The following is a 14,945-nucleotide window of genomic DNA, read 5'->3' as shown; positions in this document are numbered from 1 at the left end:
CTGTGGGGATGTCGTACCCCCTGCTTAACCTGTTTGCATGGACGTGAACGCGGCGGTCGCCGCAGCGGCAGCGATCGCCGGGGTTCTTACCGGTGTCATCGCCATGCTGGCGTTCCGCTGGAGCGAACGCGACCAGAAACGACCGACCAGGACCTCTGTGCCGACCGACCCCGTACTGCCCCCGGGCGTGGACACCGTACTGAGCGTGCTGCGCTCCTCCGCGGTCGTCCTCGACGAGTCCGACGCGGTGGTCAAGGCGAGCTCGGCGGCGTACGCCCTCGGACTCGTGCGCGGCGGCAAACTCGCCATCGAGCCGATGCTCGGGATGGCCCGGGACACCCGGCGCGACGGCGAGATACGACAGGTCGAGCTGGACCTCCCGAGGCGGGGGACCGGGCGGGGTGAGGCCCTGGCCGTCTCCGCCCGGGTGGCGCCCCTCGGCTCCCGGCTCGTGCTGCTCCTCGTCGAGGACCTCACCGAGGCCCGTCGCATCGAGGCGGTACGCCGTGACTTCGTGGCGAATGTCAGCCACGAGCTGAAGACCCCGGTCGGCGCGCTCTCCCTGCTCTCCGAGGCCGTCATGGACGCCTCGGACGACCCGGAGGCCGTGCAGCGCTTCGCCGGTCGCATGCAGATCGAGGCCACGCGCCTGACCAACCTGGTCCAGGAGCTGATCGATCTGTCGAGAGTGCAGAACGACGATCCGCTGGAGGACGCGGAGCCGGTCCGGGTCGACGAGCTGGTCGCCGAGGCGATCGACCGGTGCCGGCACCAGGCCGGCGCCAAGCAGATCACCATGGCCGCCGGCGGCACCGCCGACCTGCGTGTCTGGGGCCACCGCGGCCAGCTGGCCGCCGCCCTCGGCAACCTCGTCGAGAACGCCGTGAACTACTCGCCGGCCCGCACCCGGGTGGGGATAGCCGCCCGCCGGGTCGGCATGCCGGGCGGCGACATGATCGAGCTTGCCGTGACCGACCAGGGCATCGGCATCTCCGACAAGGACAAGGAGCGCATCTTCGAGCGCTTCTACCGCGTCGACCCGGCCCGCTCGCGGGCCACCGGTGGCACCGGTCTCGGTCTCGCCATCGTCAAGCACGTGGTCGCCTCGCACGGCGGGGAGGTCACGGTGTGGAGCGCCGAGAACCAGGGCTCCACGTTCACCCTCAGGCTGCCGGAGGCGGGCGTGGCCCGCGACCGCGCGTCGCAGCACCCCGACCCCGACCTCGACGACGAGGCCGGTACCACCGAGTCATCCCCGTACGAACCGCTTCCCGCCCCGGAGGTCCTTCCGTGACCCGAGTGCTCGTCGTCGAGGACGAGGAGTCCTTCTCCGACGCCCTGTCGTACATGCTCCGCAAAGAGGGCTTCGAGGTCGCCGTGGCGGCCACGGGCCCCGACGGACTCGACGAGTTCGAGCGCAACGGCGCCGACCTCGTCCTCCTCGACCTGATGCTGCCGGGGCTGCCCGGCACGGAGGTCTGCCGCCAGCTGCGCGGCCGGTCCAACGTCCCCGTCATCATGGTGACGGCCAAGGACAGCGAGATCGACAAGGTCGTCGGGCTCGAAATAGGAGCCGATGACTACGTCACCAAGCCCTTCTCCTCGCGCGAGCTGGTAGCCCGGATCCGGGCCGTCCTGCGCCGCCGCGGCGAGCCGGAGGAGGTCACCCCGGCCGCCCTCGAAGCGGGCCCGGTCCGCATGGACGTCGACCGCCACGTGGTGACGGTCTCCGGCTCCAAGGTCGACCTCCCCCTCAAGGAGTTCGACCTCCTGGAGATGCTCCTGCGCAACGCCGGCCGCGTCCTCACCCGCATGCAGCTCATCGACCGCGTCTGGGGTGCCGACTACGTCGGCGACACCAAGACCCTCGACGTCCACGTCAAGCGCCTCCGCGCCAAGATCGAGCCGGACCCGGGCGCGCCGCGTTACCTGGTGACGGTCCGCGGTCTCGGGTACAAGTTCGAGCCGTAAGCCGCCGGCCTGGGTTTACGGCGGTACGGCCGACGTGTGGTGCGCCGGCCGTACCGCGGATGTACGGCACTGCCGTATGACGAAGGGCGGCCCCCCTCGGGGGTACCGCCCTTCTGGCGTCGTCGGTACGACCGCTCAGCCCGCGTTCGTCGACGCGGAGGCCGAGTCCGTCGGGGTGGCCGAGGCGCTCGCGGACCCCTTGTTCTTCTTGCCCGTCTTGGTGCTCCCGCTCGCCGTGGAGCCGGCGGCCGGGGAGCCGGCGGCGGCCGACGAGGAGGCGGACGCGGAGGCCGAGGCCGACGGCACCGCGCTCGGGCCCCAGCCCGTGAAGTAGCTCTCGGCCGGCACGACGAACGCGCGCAGGCTCACGTCACCGGTCTTGCTGAAGGTGAACGTGATCTTCTGCGCGTTGCCGTCGCGGACCGCCTCGCGGCTGCTGGCGAGCACCGCGGAGGCGTTGCCGTTGCCGCCCAGGATCAGCCGGCCGCCCGCCTGGATGGTCAGCGGCTGGGACTTGGTGGCGTGCAGCTCGGCGGTCATGCCGGTGCCGGCGACGACGATCGACTGCAACGTCTCCGGCACGGTGCCGGTGTTGAAGATGGTCGCGGCGATCACGGCCGGCCCGGTCGACGTGAGGTCGGGCTGGGTGATCACGATCGCGTTCTGGACCTTGATGGCACCGACACTCGTCGCCGCGTTGTCCGGCTTGATCTGTAGCGTCTGGGAGTCGTTGCCGGCGCCGCAGGCGGCGAGCGCGGCGACGGAGAAGGCGATGGTGGCGGCGGCGAGGGCGCCGCGTCGAAGGCTGCTGCTCACGGCGGCGGCAACTCCTTGAACGCGCGGGCGGCCCCCTTGTAAAGCCGCCCTAAGTGTCTGTCAGCGGCCTTAGGTTACCGAGCCGTTCCCGCGCCGCCGCACCCGACCCTCCCCAAGCCCCTCGCTTCCCTCAAGCAGGGGTACCCACGGGCATCCACAAGTGCCCCTTCGGTCGCTTTGGAGCGACGCTCGTCCCGCATTCACATAACCCGCCCGCAACACCACGCGCAAAATTTCCGTGAAGGAATGCGCGACCTGCGGGAAAATTGATCACACACTGCTTCAGGTGCGGCTTCGCGCACCGTTCAGTCGGCCCCGTGATCAATTCTGGAAACATCCGGGATCCGGCTCCGGCAACCGAACGGAGTAGCGGAAGTCGTACGCTTGGAACCGGACATATGTGGATGTTCGGCCACCCGGGCGAGCCTCCGGATGTGTGTAACGTGCGCGTTTCACCTCGCCCGGAGAGCCGCTCCCACCTGCGAATACCTGCTTCCCGGAGGCCCGCGAAGCACGTTCCTGTTGCTGTTGTCAAGCCCCGAGATATGCCCTGACCTGCGAAAACGCCATTCAGAACCGCCGGTTTCCGTGTTACCCTGGATAGCCACGGAAGGGGTACCTGTCACATGACGTTCAAGGTTGGCGACACCGTGGTCTATCCCCATCACGGGGCCGCGCTGATCGAGGCCATCGAAACTCGCCAGATCAAAGGCGTGGACAAGACCTACTTGGTGCTGAAGGTCGCCCAGGGTGACCTGACGGTACGTGTGCCAGCGGACAATGCGGAGTTCGTCGGCGTGCGTGATGTGGTCGGTCAGGACGGGCTGGACCGGGTCTTCGAGGTGCTGCGCGCGCCGTACGCCGAGGAGCCCACGAACTGGTCCCGTCGTTACAAGGCAAACCTGGAGAAGCTCGCCTCCGGCGATGTCATCAAGGTCGCGGAAGTCGTGCGTGACCTGTGGCGTCGTGAGCGCGAGCGCGGACTCTCCGCAGGTGAGAAGCGGATGCTCGCCAAGGCCCGCCAGATCCTGGTGAGCGAGCTCGCCCTCGCGGAGAACACGAACGAGGACAAGGCCGAGGCCCTGCTCGACGAGGTCCTCGCGTCCTGACGCAGACGCAGTCCAGCTCAGCACGCTGAAGCTCCGCACACCCGAATGCCGCGGTGCCCGATGACACTCACTGTCGCCGGGCGCTGCGGCATGTGTGCGTACGTCCTCGGGGAACCCCCGATACTAGGCGTGCCGGGCCCGGGCTGCTGGCTCGACCAGTGTCACGGAAGGGTCCGGTCAAGGCGTCGCGCCCGGCACTTCCCAGGCCATACCCACGCCGCCCCCGCACACAAACCTGACAGGAACCGATGTCTGACGATTCGCGTCCTTCGCGTCCGGAACCGCGCACGGCGGCCGTGATTCCCGCCGCCGGCCGGGGCGTACGGCTCGGTCCGGGCGCCCCCAAGGCGCTGCGCACGCTGAACGGCACGCCCATGCTCATCCACGCCGTGCGCGCCCTCGCCGCCTCCCGCGCGGTCTCCCTGGTCGTCGTCGTGGCCCCACCCGACGGCGCGCCCGAGGTCAAGTCCCTCCTCGACGTTCACGCGCTTCCCGACCGCACCGACTTCCTCGTCGTCCCCGGCGGCGAGTCCCGCCAGGAGTCGGTCAGGCTCGGCCTGGACGCGCTGCCCCCCGACTACGACATCGTCCTGGTCCACGACGCGGCCCGCCCCCTGGTCCCCGTCGACACGGTCGACGCGGTGATCCAGGCGGTCCGCGACGGCGCCCCGGCGGTCGTCCCCGCCCTCCCGCTCGCCGACACGGTCAAGGAGGTCGAGCCGGCCGCCGTCCCCGGCGACCCCGAGCCGGTGCTGGCCACCCCCGAGCGCGCCCGCCTGCGCGCCGTCCAGACGCCCCAGGGCTTCGACCGCAGGACGCTGGTCCGCGCCCACGAGACGGTCACCGGCAACGTCACCGACGACGCCGGCATGGTCGAGCAGCTCGGCGAACAGGTCGTGGTCGTCCCCGGCCACGAGGAGGCCTTCAAGGTCACCCGGCCCCTCGACCTGGTCCTCGCGGAGGCGGTCCTGGCCCGCAGGAGGCTCAACGATGGCTTCTGAGGTGATCCTCCCCCGGGTGGGCATCGGCACCGACATCCACGCCTTCGAGGAGGGCCGCGACCTGTGGTGCGCGGGCCTGAAGTGGGAAGGCGAGGGCCCGGGCCTGGCCGGCCACTCGGACGCGGACGTCGTCGCGCACGCGGCGTGCAACGCGTTGTTCTCCGCGGCGGGGCTGGGCGACCTGGGGCAGCACTTCGGCACGGGGCGGCCGGAATGGTCGGGCGCGTCCGGGGTGACCCTGCTGACGGAGGCGGCCCGGATCGTCCGGGCCGCGGGATTCCTGATCGGGAATATCGCCGTACAGGTCGTGGGCCCGCGCCCGAAGATCGGAAAGCGCCGCGACGAGGCCGAGAAGATCCTTTCGAATGCGGCGGGCGCCCCGGTTTCGGTTTCGGGGGCCACGACGGACGGTCTGGGATTTCCCGGCCGAGGAGAGGGCCTTATGGCGGTCGCGACGGCGTTGGTCGTCAAACAGGGCTGACCGGTCCCGCTCAAGGGGCGCGCAGAACCACGCGAGAAGCCACGGCGCACTCGCGGCCGATCACGGCGCTCCGCATACCGGTGCCATCCACCACCCTCGGCCCACTACCCTAGGTCCCGTGACTATTCGCCTGTACGACACCAACGCCCGGCAGATCCGTGACTTCACCCCGCTCATCCCGGGCTGTGTCTCGATCTACCTCTGTGGTGCCACCGTGCAGGCGGCCCCCCACATCGGGCACATCCGCTCCGGTCTGAACTTCGACATCATGCGCCGCTGGTTCGAATACCGCGGCTACCAGGTGACGTTCATCCGGAACGTCACGGACATCGACGACAAGATCATCACCAAGTCCGCCGACCAGGGCCGCCCCTGGTGGGCGATCGGCTACGAGAACGAGCGCGCGTTCGACGACGGCTACACCGCGCTCGGCTGCCTCCCGCCGACGTACGAGCCCCGCGCGACGGGACACGTGCCGGAGATGATCGAGATGATGCGCGGGCTGATCGAGCGCGGACACGCCTACGAGGCCGACGGCAACGTCTACTTCGACGTGCGCTCCTACCCGGACTACCTCCAGCTCTCCAACCAGGAGCTGGACAACCTCCGCCAGCCCGAGGGCGAGGGCGAGACCGGCAAGCGGGACCAGCGGGACTTCGCGCTGTGGAAGTCCGCGAAGCCGGGCGAGCCCAGCTGGGAGACGCCGTGGGGGCGCGGCCGGCCCGGCTGGCACCTGGAGTGCTCGGCGATGGCCCACAAGTACCTCGGCGAGGCCTTCGACATCCACGGCGGCGGCCTCGACCTGATCTTCCCGCACCACGAGAACGAGATCGCCCAGGCCAAGGCGTTCGGCGACGACTTCGCCCGGTACTGGGTGCACAACGCCTGGGTCACCATGAGCGGCGAGAAGATGTCGAAGTCCCTCGGGAACTCGGTGCTCGTCTCGGAGATGGTCAAGCACTGGCGCCCGATCGTGCTGCGCTACTACCTCGGCACCCCGCACTACCGCTCGATGATCGAGTACAGCGAGGAGTCGCTGCGCGAGGCCGAGGCCGCGTTCGCGCGGATCGACGGGTTCGTGCAGCGCGTGGTGGAGCTGGCCGGGGGAACCGTCGAGCCCTCGCCCGAGGTCCCGCCCGCGTTCGCCGAGGCGATGGACGACGACCTGGGCGTCCCGCAGGCGCTCGCGGTCGTGCACACCACCGTCCGCCAAGGCAACTCCGCCCTCGCCGCCGACGACAAGGAAGCGGCCGTCGCCCGCCTCGCCGAGGTCCGTGCCATGCTCGGCGTCCTCGGCCTCGACCCGCTGGACGCGCACTGGTCCGGCGAGGCCGAGAAGGGCGAGGACCTGCACACCGTGGTCGACACCCTCGTACGCCTCGTCCTCGACCAGCGCGAGTCCGCCCGCGCCCGCAAGGACTGGGCGACCGCCGACGCCATCCGCGACCAGCTGGGCCGGTCCGGCCTCGCGATCGAGGACAGCCCGTCCGGCCCGCGCTGGACCCTCAAGGCCTAGCACCCCAGCCAGCAAGATCGACTGTGCCGCCCGGCCCCCCGGGCGGCACACTGCATAAGACGTACGTACGAAACGAAGCTCACGGAGACGGGTAACTCATGGCAGCCAACAACCGCCGCATGTCCGGCAAGAAGGGCGCGCAGGTCGGCAGTGGCGGCCAGCGGCGCCGGGGCCTGGAGGGCAAGGGGCCGACCCCGCCCGCCGAGATGCGCAAGGGGCACAAGAAGAACCGCATCGCCACGGCCAAGGCCAAGCAGACCCAGCGCCGTCCGGTGGTACGCGGCCGGGGCGGCAGGGGCACGTCCGAGATGGTCGTCGGCCGCAACCCGGTGGTCGAGGCGCTGCGCGAGGGCGTGCCGGCCTCCACCCTCTACGTCCAGCAGTTCATCGACAACGACGAGCGGGTCCGTGAGGCGTTGCAGCTCGCGGCCGAGCGCGGCGGCATCAACCTCATGGAGGCGCCGCGCCCCGAGCTGGACCGCATGACGAACGGCCTCAACCACCAGGGCCTGGTCCTCCAGGTCCCGCCGTACGAGTACGCGCACCCCGAGGACCTGTCCGAGGCGGCCTACGACGAGGGCGAGGACCCGCTGATCGTCGCCCTGGACGGGGTCACCGACCCGCGCAACCTGGGCGCGGTCGTCCGCTCGGTCTCCGCCTTCGGCGGCCACGGCGTGGTCGTCCCCGAGCGGCGCGCGGCCGGCATGACCGCCGGTGCCTGGAAGACGTCGGCCGGTACGGCGGCCCGTACGCCCGTCGCCCGCGCCACGAACCTGACCCGGGCCCTGGAGTCGTACAAGAAGGCCGGCATCGTGGTCGTCGGCCTCGCCGCGGACGGCGAGCACGAGATCGGCGACCTGGAGGCCCTCGGCGGACCCGTCGTCATCGTCGTCGGCAGCGAGGGCAAGGGCCTGTCCCGGCTGGTCGGCGAAACCTGCGACTTCCGGGTCCGGATCCCGATGCCGGGTGGTGCCGAGTCGCTCAACGCGGGTGTGGCCGCGGGGATCGTGCTGTACGAGGCGGCTCGGCAGCGGAGCTGAACAGACGTCCGTGACCGCACCCGCGCGGAGTAATTCCGGCGTCCAGGACATCCTTGACGGGGTCCGGACACATCCGGCCGGTCAAGGCAGTGTCCTAACCCGACGTCACTCGGTTAGTTGTGTGTGGACACCAGAACACCCCGCACACCCACGGGGGACCGCTCGCCGGGATTCCGCTCCGGATTCGTTTCCGGGCCCGACGACGCTCCCGCGCTGAGCATGGTGAAGGTGCCGAGCGATCCGGCGCAGGTCATCGTCAACAACGCGAGCTTCCGCGTGCAGCTGGGCGTATCGACACGGCGTACCCAGTCCCCCCGGGTCGCACGGCACTTGAGCGCCACCGAGGACACCGCGCGCATCCCGGTCGTCGGCACGGCGGGCAGAGCGGGAGCGGTGCCCGGCCGTCGCCGCCCGGTCGTCTGGAGCGGCAGGTCCGCGCCCGACGACACCGGCGCCCACCGGCTGCTCCAGGCCGTCCGGGGCGGCAGCGTCCGGCACACCGAGGAGGCCGCCGAACCGGCAGGCGCGACCCAGGTCATCCCACGCGTCGACGACGGCTACGACGCCGTCGGACAGACCGTCGAGACGCCGATGGTCGGCCACCCGCGCTCCCCGGCCTCCGGCGAGAACCGCCTGCTCCCGAACATGCCGCCGGTGGGCAGCGCCTACGACGACCTGACCTACGGCGACCCGGCCCACGACGAACCGGCCTACGCCGACGACGAGTTCGAGGACTTCGGGGAACCGCGGTCGGCCCGGCGGTCCGGCGACGGCGACCCGGCCCGGCACGCCTACTACCCGGGCCGAAGGATGAACCTGGGCATGGTTCTGCTCCCGCTGCGCATCTTCCTCGGGTTCATCTCCGTCTACGCCGGCATGGGCAAGCTCTGCGACCCCGTCTACTTCGACGGCGGCAAGCGCGGCTCCATGGTCAAGTGGCTCAACACCCTGCACCCCTGGGAAGTAGCCGAGCCGCTGCGCCAGTTCGCCCTCCAGCACCCGGTCGGCTCCGGCCTGGTGATCGCCTTCCTCCAGGTGATCGTCGGCGTCCTGACCGTCCTCGGCTGCTGGCAGCGGGTCGCCGCGGTCGTCGGCGCGCTGCTCTCCGCCGCGCTCATCGTCACCGTCAGCTGGAAGACCGTCCCGGCGTACGACGCCCCCGACATCATCTACCTCGCCGCCTGGTCGCCGCTGATCACCGCCGGCGCCCCCGTCTACTCCGTGGACGGCCGCCTCGCGGGCAGCGCCTGGCGACGCCTCGGCCCCCGTTCCGACATCTGGGACCTGCGCGCCTACGTGCTCCGCCGGGGCGCCCTGATCACGGCCGTCACCGTCGGCTTGACCCTGCTCGTCGGCTCGCTCCTGGGCGGCGCGGTCCGCGACTCCAGCCGCGTGGTCGTCCCCGGTCCCGGCGAGGCGCCCCGCAACAACCTCCCCGGCGACGCGCTGCCCGGCGAGTCGGCCGAGCCCCGCCACCAGACCCCGTCGGCCTCCACGGCTCCCTCCGGGGGCGCCACGTCGAGCCCCTCGCAGTCGGCGACCACCCCCGGCGCCGACGACAGCACGAGCGGCGCCAGCACCACGACCCCCAGCGAGACCCAGGGCACCACCGGCCAGGCCCCGCCCCAGCACACCGCCCCCGCACCGACCACAGCGGGCCCCACCTCAGGCGGCACCGCGACCGGCGGCACCTCCTCGACGACCGGCGGCACCGGCAACCACACCGGCAGCACCGGCGGCGGCGCCACCTCCTCGGGCCAGCCAGGCCTGGTAGGCGGCCTCCTCGGCTGACAGCCCCCCCCACGACGATGGGCCCCACACCTCACGGCAAGGGGCCCACCGCCATACCAGAAAAGAAACGCCACCACACCCCACCAAAAGGGGCGCGGGGAACTGCGCGCTCAGGCCCCACGCACCGGCGGCGGACGACGGCGGCCCGCCCCCCCCAAAGGGGCGCGGGGAACTGCGCGCTCAGGCCCCACACACCCGCAGTGGACGACGGCGGCCCGCCCCCCCTCGGCCTACCGCCCCAGCGAGGCCAGTTCCTTCGCCGCCTCGGACAGATCCTTCGCCGTGTCGATCGCCCGCCAGTACGCCCCCTGCGGAATGGGGAACCCGGCCAGCTGCCGGCTCCGGGCCAGATGCGGGAACGTGGTCCGTTCGTGGTCCCCACGCTCGGGCAGCATCGCGGCGAACTCGGGAGAGAAGACGTAGACACCCGCGTTGATCTCGAACGTGGACGGCGGTGCCTCGATGAAGTCCGTGATGTGACCAAAGCCGTCCGTCTTCACGGCCCCCCACGGGATCCGTGGCCGCGCCAGCGCCAGCGTCGCCACCGCGTCCCGCTCCGTGTGGAAGTCGGCCATGTCGCGCAGCGAGAACCGCGTCCAGATGTCGCCGTTCGTGGCGTACCAGGGCCGGTCGGTGTGCGGGAGATGCGCGGCCGCGTACTTGAGGCCGCCGCCCCGCCCGAGCGGCTCGGTCTCCACCACCGTCGTGACGGACAGCGGCAGGTCGGCCGTCGCCAGCCACTTCTGCAGGACCTCGGCGAGATGGCCGCAGGAGATCACCACGTCCGTGACGCCCTCCTCGGCGAGCCAGGTCAACTGGTGGCCGATGATCGGCGTGCCCGTACCCGGGATCTCGACCATCGGCTTGGGCCGGTCGTCGGTGTACGGACGAAGCCGTGAGCCCTGGCCACCGGCCAGGACCACGGCTTGAGTGGGGCGCAACGCGGCGTTCGGATGGGTCATGCCCGAACTGTACGACGCGCCCCGTGGTCGGCTACCCGCCGCGGGTGGCCCCTTAAGGAGCCGTTACCCATTTCCCAACCGGCGTGAGAGCTTGCTAACTGTGCGCGGCCAGCACGCCGGACGCGAAGGACGTGTCGCAGACCGGGCGGGCGTACGACTGGGCGCGCGAGGCGCCGTAGATGCGGACCGCGGCCCGGCCCAGGGCGCGGGCGATGGACGTGCAGTGCCGCGCCAGCGCCGGGTGGCCGTTCACCGCCTGCTGGAGGTGGGTGAGGACCTGGCCGGGGTTCTTGTCCTGGAGCTCGGTCATCAACTGGTCGCGCAGCACGTCCTGCGGGGCCTGGGAGAGGGCCTTGGAGGAGACGTGCGCGTCGGTCACGTCGGTCGCGGTGAGCACCGAGCTCCGCGGGGACCCGGTCCAGTCGACGCGGGTGACCGCGAGGGTCCCGGAGAGCACCAGGACGACGGGCAGGACGAGGGCGAGGGTGTGGCCGATCCGGCGGGCAGGGCCGCCCCGGTGGCCGCGTCGCGTCTGAGGGGTGGTGGAGTGCTTCACGCGTGTGAGGGTAGCGCGTGGTGATGATTTGGCGACATTTAGTCACCGGTTCGGGGGATGGGAAAGTGCCGTGTTCCGGGTACGGGGTTGACGCACACTGCTCGAAAACCACCCGCTTGCCAGGGTGAACCGGGCAACGGAAAGGGCCCCGCAGCAGGTCGCGGGGCCCTTTCCGTCAACCTGGGTGAATTCACCCTGGCCGGAGGTTTCTCTGCTTGATCGCTCAGTCGGAGAGACGCTCGCCCGTGGACGTCGAGAACACGTGGGTCTCGCCCGGCCGCGGCACGACGTGCAGCGTGGCGCCCTTCTCCGGGACCGCGCGGCCGCTGACGCGGACGACCAGGTCCTTGAGCTCGTCGCCGACCTTGGCGCTGCCGTAGACGTAGCCGTCGGCGCCGAGCTCCTCGACGACGTTCACGGAGACCGCGAGACCGGCCGGCGCGTCCTCGGTGTCCTTGGAGAGGGCGGAGGCGGCCTCGCCGTTGTGCTCGACGATGTCGAAGTGCTCGGGACGGACGCCGACGGTCACCGTGCGGTCACCCTTGTCGGCGGCGGCCTGAAGGGCCTCACGGTTGACCGGCACCACGCTGTTGCCGAACTTCACGCCGCCGTCGGTGATCGGGACCTCGACCAGGTTCATGGCGGGGGAGCCGATGAAGCCGGCGACGAAGAGGTTGGCCGGGCGGTCGTACATGTTGCGCGGCGAGTCGACCTGCTGGAGCAGACCGTCCTTGAGGACCGCGACCCGGTCGCCCATCGTCATGGCCTCGACCTGGTCGTGGGTGACGTAGACGGTGGTGATGCCGAGACGGCGCTGAAGCGACGCGATCTGCGTACGGGTCGAGACACGGAGCTTGGCGTCCAGGTTGGACAGCGGCTCGTCCATGAGGAAGACCTGCGGCTCACGGACGATGGCGCGGCCCATCGCGACACGCTGGCGCTGACCACCGGAGAGCGCCTTCGGCTTGCGGTCCAGGTACTCGGTGAGGTCGAGGATCTTCGCGGCCTCCTCGACCTTCTGCCGGATCTCCGCCTTGTTGACGCCGGCGATCTTGAGCGCGAAGCCCATGTTGTCGGCGACCGTCATGTGCGGGTAGAGGGCGTAGTTCTGGAACACCATGGCGATGTCCCGGTCCTTGGGCGGCAGGTGCGTGACGTCGCGGTCACCGATGCGGATGGCGCCGGCGTTGACGTCCTCCAGGCCCGCGAGCATCCGCAGCGAGGTGGACTTTCCGCAACCCGACGGGCCGACCAGGACGAGGAACTCGCCGTCCTCGATCGCGATGTCGAGGCCGTCGACGGCGGGCTTGGTGGAACCCGGGTAGATCCGGGTCGCCTTGTCGAACGTGACAGTGGCCATGGCTCAGAGGCCCCCTTCTACCGGCAGGAACGTGCCGGACGATCCGTTGTAGGAAGGTGGTTGGTGTAGTCCACTCGGTGTAGCCCACGCGAGTGAACTGGATCAGGACGGTACCTGGCGTTCACCCGGTATGTCAGTACCTGGAGCCCTGTGAACTTCACGGAAATTTTCGACAGGCCCCTCCCGGGACGTGGGTACACTGCACTGGCACGTCAGCGCCACGCGCGCGTGCAGGCCTCCTTAGCTCAGCTGGCCAGAGCAACGCACTTGTAATGCGTAGGTCGTCGGTTCGAATCCGACAGGGGGCTCCACCAGCATGGATGACCCGCCGCCTGGCTCGTGAGCCGGCGGCGCCGCTGTCTGTCCACGAGTTGTCACCCTGAGTAAGGGGGCGGCGCGGAGGGGCGGTCAGGGAACGATGTAGTTCGCGGCGCGGAACAGTTCGTACCACTCGGCGCGGGTCAGCGGGACGTCCGATCCGAGGGCGGCGTCCGTGACGCGCTGCGGTGTGGTGGTACCGATGACGACCTGCATCCGGGCGGGGTGCCGGGTGATCCAGGCGGTCGCGATGGCGAGGGCGGGCACACCGTACTTCGCCGCCAGGCGGTCGATGACGGCGTTGAGTTCGGGGTGGCGCTCCGAGCCGAGGAACGGTCCGTCGAAGAATCCGGCCTGGAACGGCGACCAGGCCTGCACGGTGATGTCGTGCAGGCGGCAGTAGTCCAGGAGTCCGTCGTCGCGGCTGACCGACTGGTCCAGGCCCTGCATGTTGGCCGCGACGCCCTGCGCGACGAGCGGAGCGTGTGTGATCGACAGCTGGAGCTGGTTGACCACCAGCGGCTGAGCGACGTGGCGCTTCAGCAGGTCGATCTGGCGGGGCGTGTGGTTCGAGACGCCGAAGGCCCGCACCTTGCCCGCCGTCGCGAGCTCGTCGAACGCCCGCGCCACTTCCTCGGGTTCGACCAGCGCGTCGGGGCGGTGCAGGAGCAGGATGTCGAGGTGGTCGGTGCCAAGAGCCTTGAGCGAACCGTCCACCGACTCGACGATGTGTTCGTAGGAGAAGTCGAAGTACGGGCCTTCGCGGACGATGCCCGCCTTCGACTGGATGATCAGCTTCTCGCGCTGCGAGGCGCTCAGCTGCATGGCCTCGGCGAAACGGCGCTCGCAGCCGTGCAGTTCGCTGCCGTACACGTCGGCGTGGTCGAGGAAGGTGATGCCGGCGTCCATCGCGGCGGCGAGGAGTTCTCGTACCTCCGCGTCGCTCTTGTCCTGTATGCGCATCAGGCCGAGCACGATGTTCGGGACGACCATCTCGGTGCCGGGCAGCTTGAAGGTTTTCACGGTGGGTTCCTTGTCCGTAAGCGGTGTGCGGTGCCGGTACCGGGCGTCTCAGGCCGCCGACAGGCGGGAGATCTGCTCGGGGGTCAGCGTGACGTCGGTGGCGGCGGCCGAGTCGCGGATGCTCTCGGGACGAGAGGCCCCGGGGATCGGCACCACCACGGGTGCGAGGGCGAGCTCCCAGGCCAGGGTCACCCGGTAGACGCTGACGCCCACCTCGTCAGCGACCTCTCGGAAGACGGCGTGCTGTGCCGAGAGCGCGGGCGCGTTGGCAATGCCGCCCAGCGGGCTCCAGGGCAGGAACGCGATGCCGAGTCCGGCGCAGTGCTCCAGCTCGCCCTGGCTTGAGCGGAACCTGGGCGAGAACTGGTTCTGGACCGAGGCGAGCCGGCCGCCCAGGATCTCGTTCGCCTCGTCGATCTGGTGCACGGTCGCGTTCGAGATGCCCGCCATGAGGATCACGCCCTCGTCGAGCAGGTCCCGGATCGCACCGACGGAATCGGCGTACGGGACGCGCGGGTCGGGGCGGTGGAACTGGTAGAGGCCGATCGCCTCGACGCCCAGGCGTCTGGCCGACTCCTTGGCGGCCTGCTTGAGGTGGGCCGGATCGCCGTTCACGGTCCAACTGCCGTCGCCCGGCCGCAGGTGACCGCCCTTCGTCGCGACGAGCACGTCGCCCGCTCCGGGGCCGTACTCGCGCAGCGCCCGGGCGATGAGCTCCTCGTTGTGTCCGACCTCGCCGGCGTCGCGGTGATACGCGTCCGCGGTGTCGATGAGCGTGACACCGGCGTCGAGCGCGGCGTGGATCGTCGCGATCGACCTGCCGGCGTCGGGCCGGCCCTCGATGGACATCGGCATGCCGCCGAGCCCGATCGCCGACACCGTCCGCCCGCCGATCGTGCGTTGCTTCATCGAACGTCTCCTCCGGATGTGGAAGACAGAAGACAGGTGGCCGAGGCCTTCTCGTACGAAGTCGTCTCGCGCGCGGTCGTCTCGCGCGGGGT

The 14,945-nt window shown here is 70.5% G+C and carries 14 protein-coding genes and 1 tRNA gene; 9 read left to right on the top strand and 6 right to left on the bottom strand.

Annotation, left to right across the window (positions count from 1 at the left end; translation table 11 throughout):
* Positions 1-37 precede the first annotated feature (37 nt).
* Together AB0P24_RS08475 and AB0P24_RS08470 are read left to right on the top strand one after the other, a co-directional pair.
* Positions 38-1,294 (top strand): ATP-binding protein, encoded by a 1,257-nt coding sequence (locus AB0P24_RS08475; RefSeq protein ID WP_365791520.1) that lies wholly within the window; start codon positions 38-40, stop codon positions 1,292-1,294.
* Positions 1,291-1,971: a response regulator transcription factor gene (locus tag AB0P24_RS08470; RefSeq protein WP_010358452.1), complete on the top strand. Its 681-nt coding sequence runs from the start codon at positions 1,291-1,293 to the stop codon at positions 1,969-1,971. Before AB0P24_RS08475 ends, AB0P24_RS08470 begins: the two co-directional genes overlap by 4 nt.
* Positions 1,972-2,106: 135 nt before the next feature.
* Here the strand turns inward: AB0P24_RS08470 and AB0P24_RS08465 are convergent, their stop codons facing one another.
* Positions 2,107-2,787, bottom strand: coding sequence for a DUF461 domain-containing protein (locus AB0P24_RS08465; protein WP_365791518.1), 681 nt, complete (start codon positions 2,785-2,787; stop codon positions 2,107-2,109).
* Positions 2,788-3,413: 626 nt separating this feature from the next.
* Between AB0P24_RS08465 and AB0P24_RS08460 the strand changes: the two genes are divergently transcribed.
* From AB0P24_RS08460 to AB0P24_RS08435, 6 genes are all read left to right on the top strand, one after another.
* The gene (locus tag AB0P24_RS08460) at positions 3,414-3,896 is read left to right on the top strand and encodes a CarD family transcriptional regulator (protein WP_003953493.1); all 483 of its coding nucleotides are present in this window, start codon (positions 3,414-3,416) and stop codon (positions 3,894-3,896) included.
* A gap of 248 nt (positions 3,897-4,144) precedes the next feature.
* On the top strand, positions 4,145-4,897 hold the full coding sequence (ispD, locus tag AB0P24_RS08455; RefSeq protein WP_365791516.1) for a 2-C-methyl-D-erythritol 4-phosphate cytidylyltransferase: 753 nt from the start codon (positions 4,145-4,147) through the stop codon (positions 4,895-4,897).
* A complete protein-coding gene (ispF, locus tag AB0P24_RS08450; RefSeq protein ID WP_365791514.1) occupies positions 4,887-5,378 on the top strand; it encodes a 2-C-methyl-D-erythritol 2,4-cyclodiphosphate synthase in 492 nt (163 codons plus the stop codon). The genes ispD and ispF overlap by 11 nt, the downstream gene beginning before the upstream one ends.
* Before the next feature lie 118 nt (positions 5,379-5,496).
* Positions 5,497-6,894, top strand: coding sequence for a cysteine--tRNA ligase (cysS, locus tag AB0P24_RS08445; RefSeq protein WP_365791512.1), 1,398 nt, complete (start codon positions 5,497-5,499; stop codon positions 6,892-6,894).
* A 98-nt stretch (positions 6,895-6,992) separates the two neighbouring features.
* Entirely contained in the window at positions 6,993-7,934 is a 942-nt protein-coding gene (gene rlmB / locus AB0P24_RS08440; protein WP_365791510.1) for a 23S rRNA (guanosine(2251)-2'-O)-methyltransferase RlmB, read from the top strand.
* Between the two features lie 123 nt (positions 7,935-8,057).
* Entirely contained in the window at positions 8,058-9,725 is a 1,668-nt protein-coding gene (locus tag AB0P24_RS08435; protein WP_365791508.1) for a DoxX family protein, read from the top strand.
* A 230-nt stretch (positions 9,726-9,955) separates the two neighbouring features.
* On the opposite strand, the gene AB0P24_RS08430 is transcribed toward AB0P24_RS08435, so the two are convergent.
* The 3 genes from AB0P24_RS08430 to ugpC all read right to left on the bottom strand — a co-directional run bounded on the left by AB0P24_RS08430 (position 9,956) and on the right by ugpC (position 12,603).
* Complete coding sequence (locus AB0P24_RS08430; protein ID WP_365791506.1) at positions 9,956-10,687, bottom strand: nucleotidyltransferase family protein; 732 nt, start codon at positions 10,685-10,687, stop codon at positions 9,956-9,958.
* A gap of 94 nt (positions 10,688-10,781) precedes the next feature.
* On the bottom strand, positions 10,782-11,243 hold the full coding sequence (locus AB0P24_RS08425) for a hypothetical protein (protein ID WP_365791504.1): 462 nt from the start codon (positions 11,241-11,243) through the stop codon (positions 10,782-10,784).
* Positions 11,244-11,466: 223 nt separating this feature from the next.
* Complete coding sequence (gene ugpC, locus AB0P24_RS08420) at positions 11,467-12,603, bottom strand: sn-glycerol-3-phosphate ABC transporter ATP-binding protein UgpC (protein WP_365791503.1); 1,137 nt, start codon at positions 12,601-12,603, stop codon at positions 11,467-11,469.
* Positions 12,604-12,837: 234 nt separating this feature from the next.
* Between ugpC and AB0P24_RS08415 the strand changes: the two genes are divergently transcribed.
* Positions 12,838-12,914, top strand: a tRNA-Thr gene (locus AB0P24_RS08415).
* A gap of 97 nt (positions 12,915-13,011) precedes the next feature.
* On the opposite strand, the gene AB0P24_RS08410 is transcribed toward AB0P24_RS08415, so the two are convergent.
* Positions 13,012-13,944, bottom strand: coding sequence for an aldo/keto reductase (locus tag AB0P24_RS08410; protein ID WP_365791501.1), 933 nt, complete (start codon positions 13,942-13,944; stop codon positions 13,012-13,014).
* A 48-nt stretch (positions 13,945-13,992) separates the two neighbouring features.
* Positions 13,993-14,853: an aldo/keto reductase gene (locus AB0P24_RS08405; protein WP_365791499.1), complete on the bottom strand. Its 861-nt coding sequence runs from the start codon at positions 14,851-14,853 to the stop codon at positions 13,993-13,995.
* Between the last annotated feature and the right edge of the window lie 92 nt (positions 14,854-14,945).

The sequence above is a fragment of the Streptomyces sp. NPDC086519 genome, from assembly GCF_040686075.1.
Lineage (GTDB): Bacteria > Actinomycetota > Actinomycetes > Streptomycetales > Streptomycetaceae > Streptomyces > Streptomyces shenzhenensis.
The sequence above is the reverse complement of the archived record's forward strand: the minus strand, read 5'-3'. Positions and strand labels throughout refer to the sequence as shown.

What these genes read in the sequence shown, in the direction of transcription:
- AB0P24_RS08475 (WP_365791520.1), top strand. Translation starts at nt 38, where the DNA reads ATGGACGTGAACGCGGCGGTCGCCGCAGCGGCAGCGATCGCCGGGGTT.
- AB0P24_RS08460 (WP_003953493.1), top strand. Translation starts at nt 3,414, where the DNA reads ATGACGTTCAAGGTTGGCGACACCGTGGTCTATCCCCATCACGGGGCC.
- ispD (WP_365791516.1), top strand. Translation starts at nt 4,145, where the DNA reads ATGTCTGACGATTCGCGTCCTTCGCGTCCGGAACCGCGCACGGCGGCC.
- ispF (WP_365791514.1), top strand. Translation starts at nt 4,887, where the DNA reads ATGGCTTCTGAGGTGATCCTCCCCCGGGTGGGCATCGGCACCGACATC.
- rlmB (WP_365791510.1), top strand. Translation starts at nt 6,993, where the DNA reads ATGGCAGCCAACAACCGCCGCATGTCCGGCAAGAAGGGCGCGCAGGTC.
- AB0P24_RS08430 (WP_365791506.1), bottom strand. Translation starts at nt 10,687, where the DNA reads ATGACCCATCCGAACGCCGCGTTGCGCCCCACTCAAGCCGTGGTCCTG.
- ugpC (WP_365791503.1), bottom strand. Translation starts at nt 12,603, where the DNA reads ATGGCCACTGTCACGTTCGACAAGGCGACCCGGATCTACCCGGGTTCC.
- AB0P24_RS08405 (WP_365791499.1), bottom strand. Translation starts at nt 14,853, where the DNA reads ATGAAGCAACGCACGATCGGCGGGCGGACGGTGTCGGCGATCGGGCTC.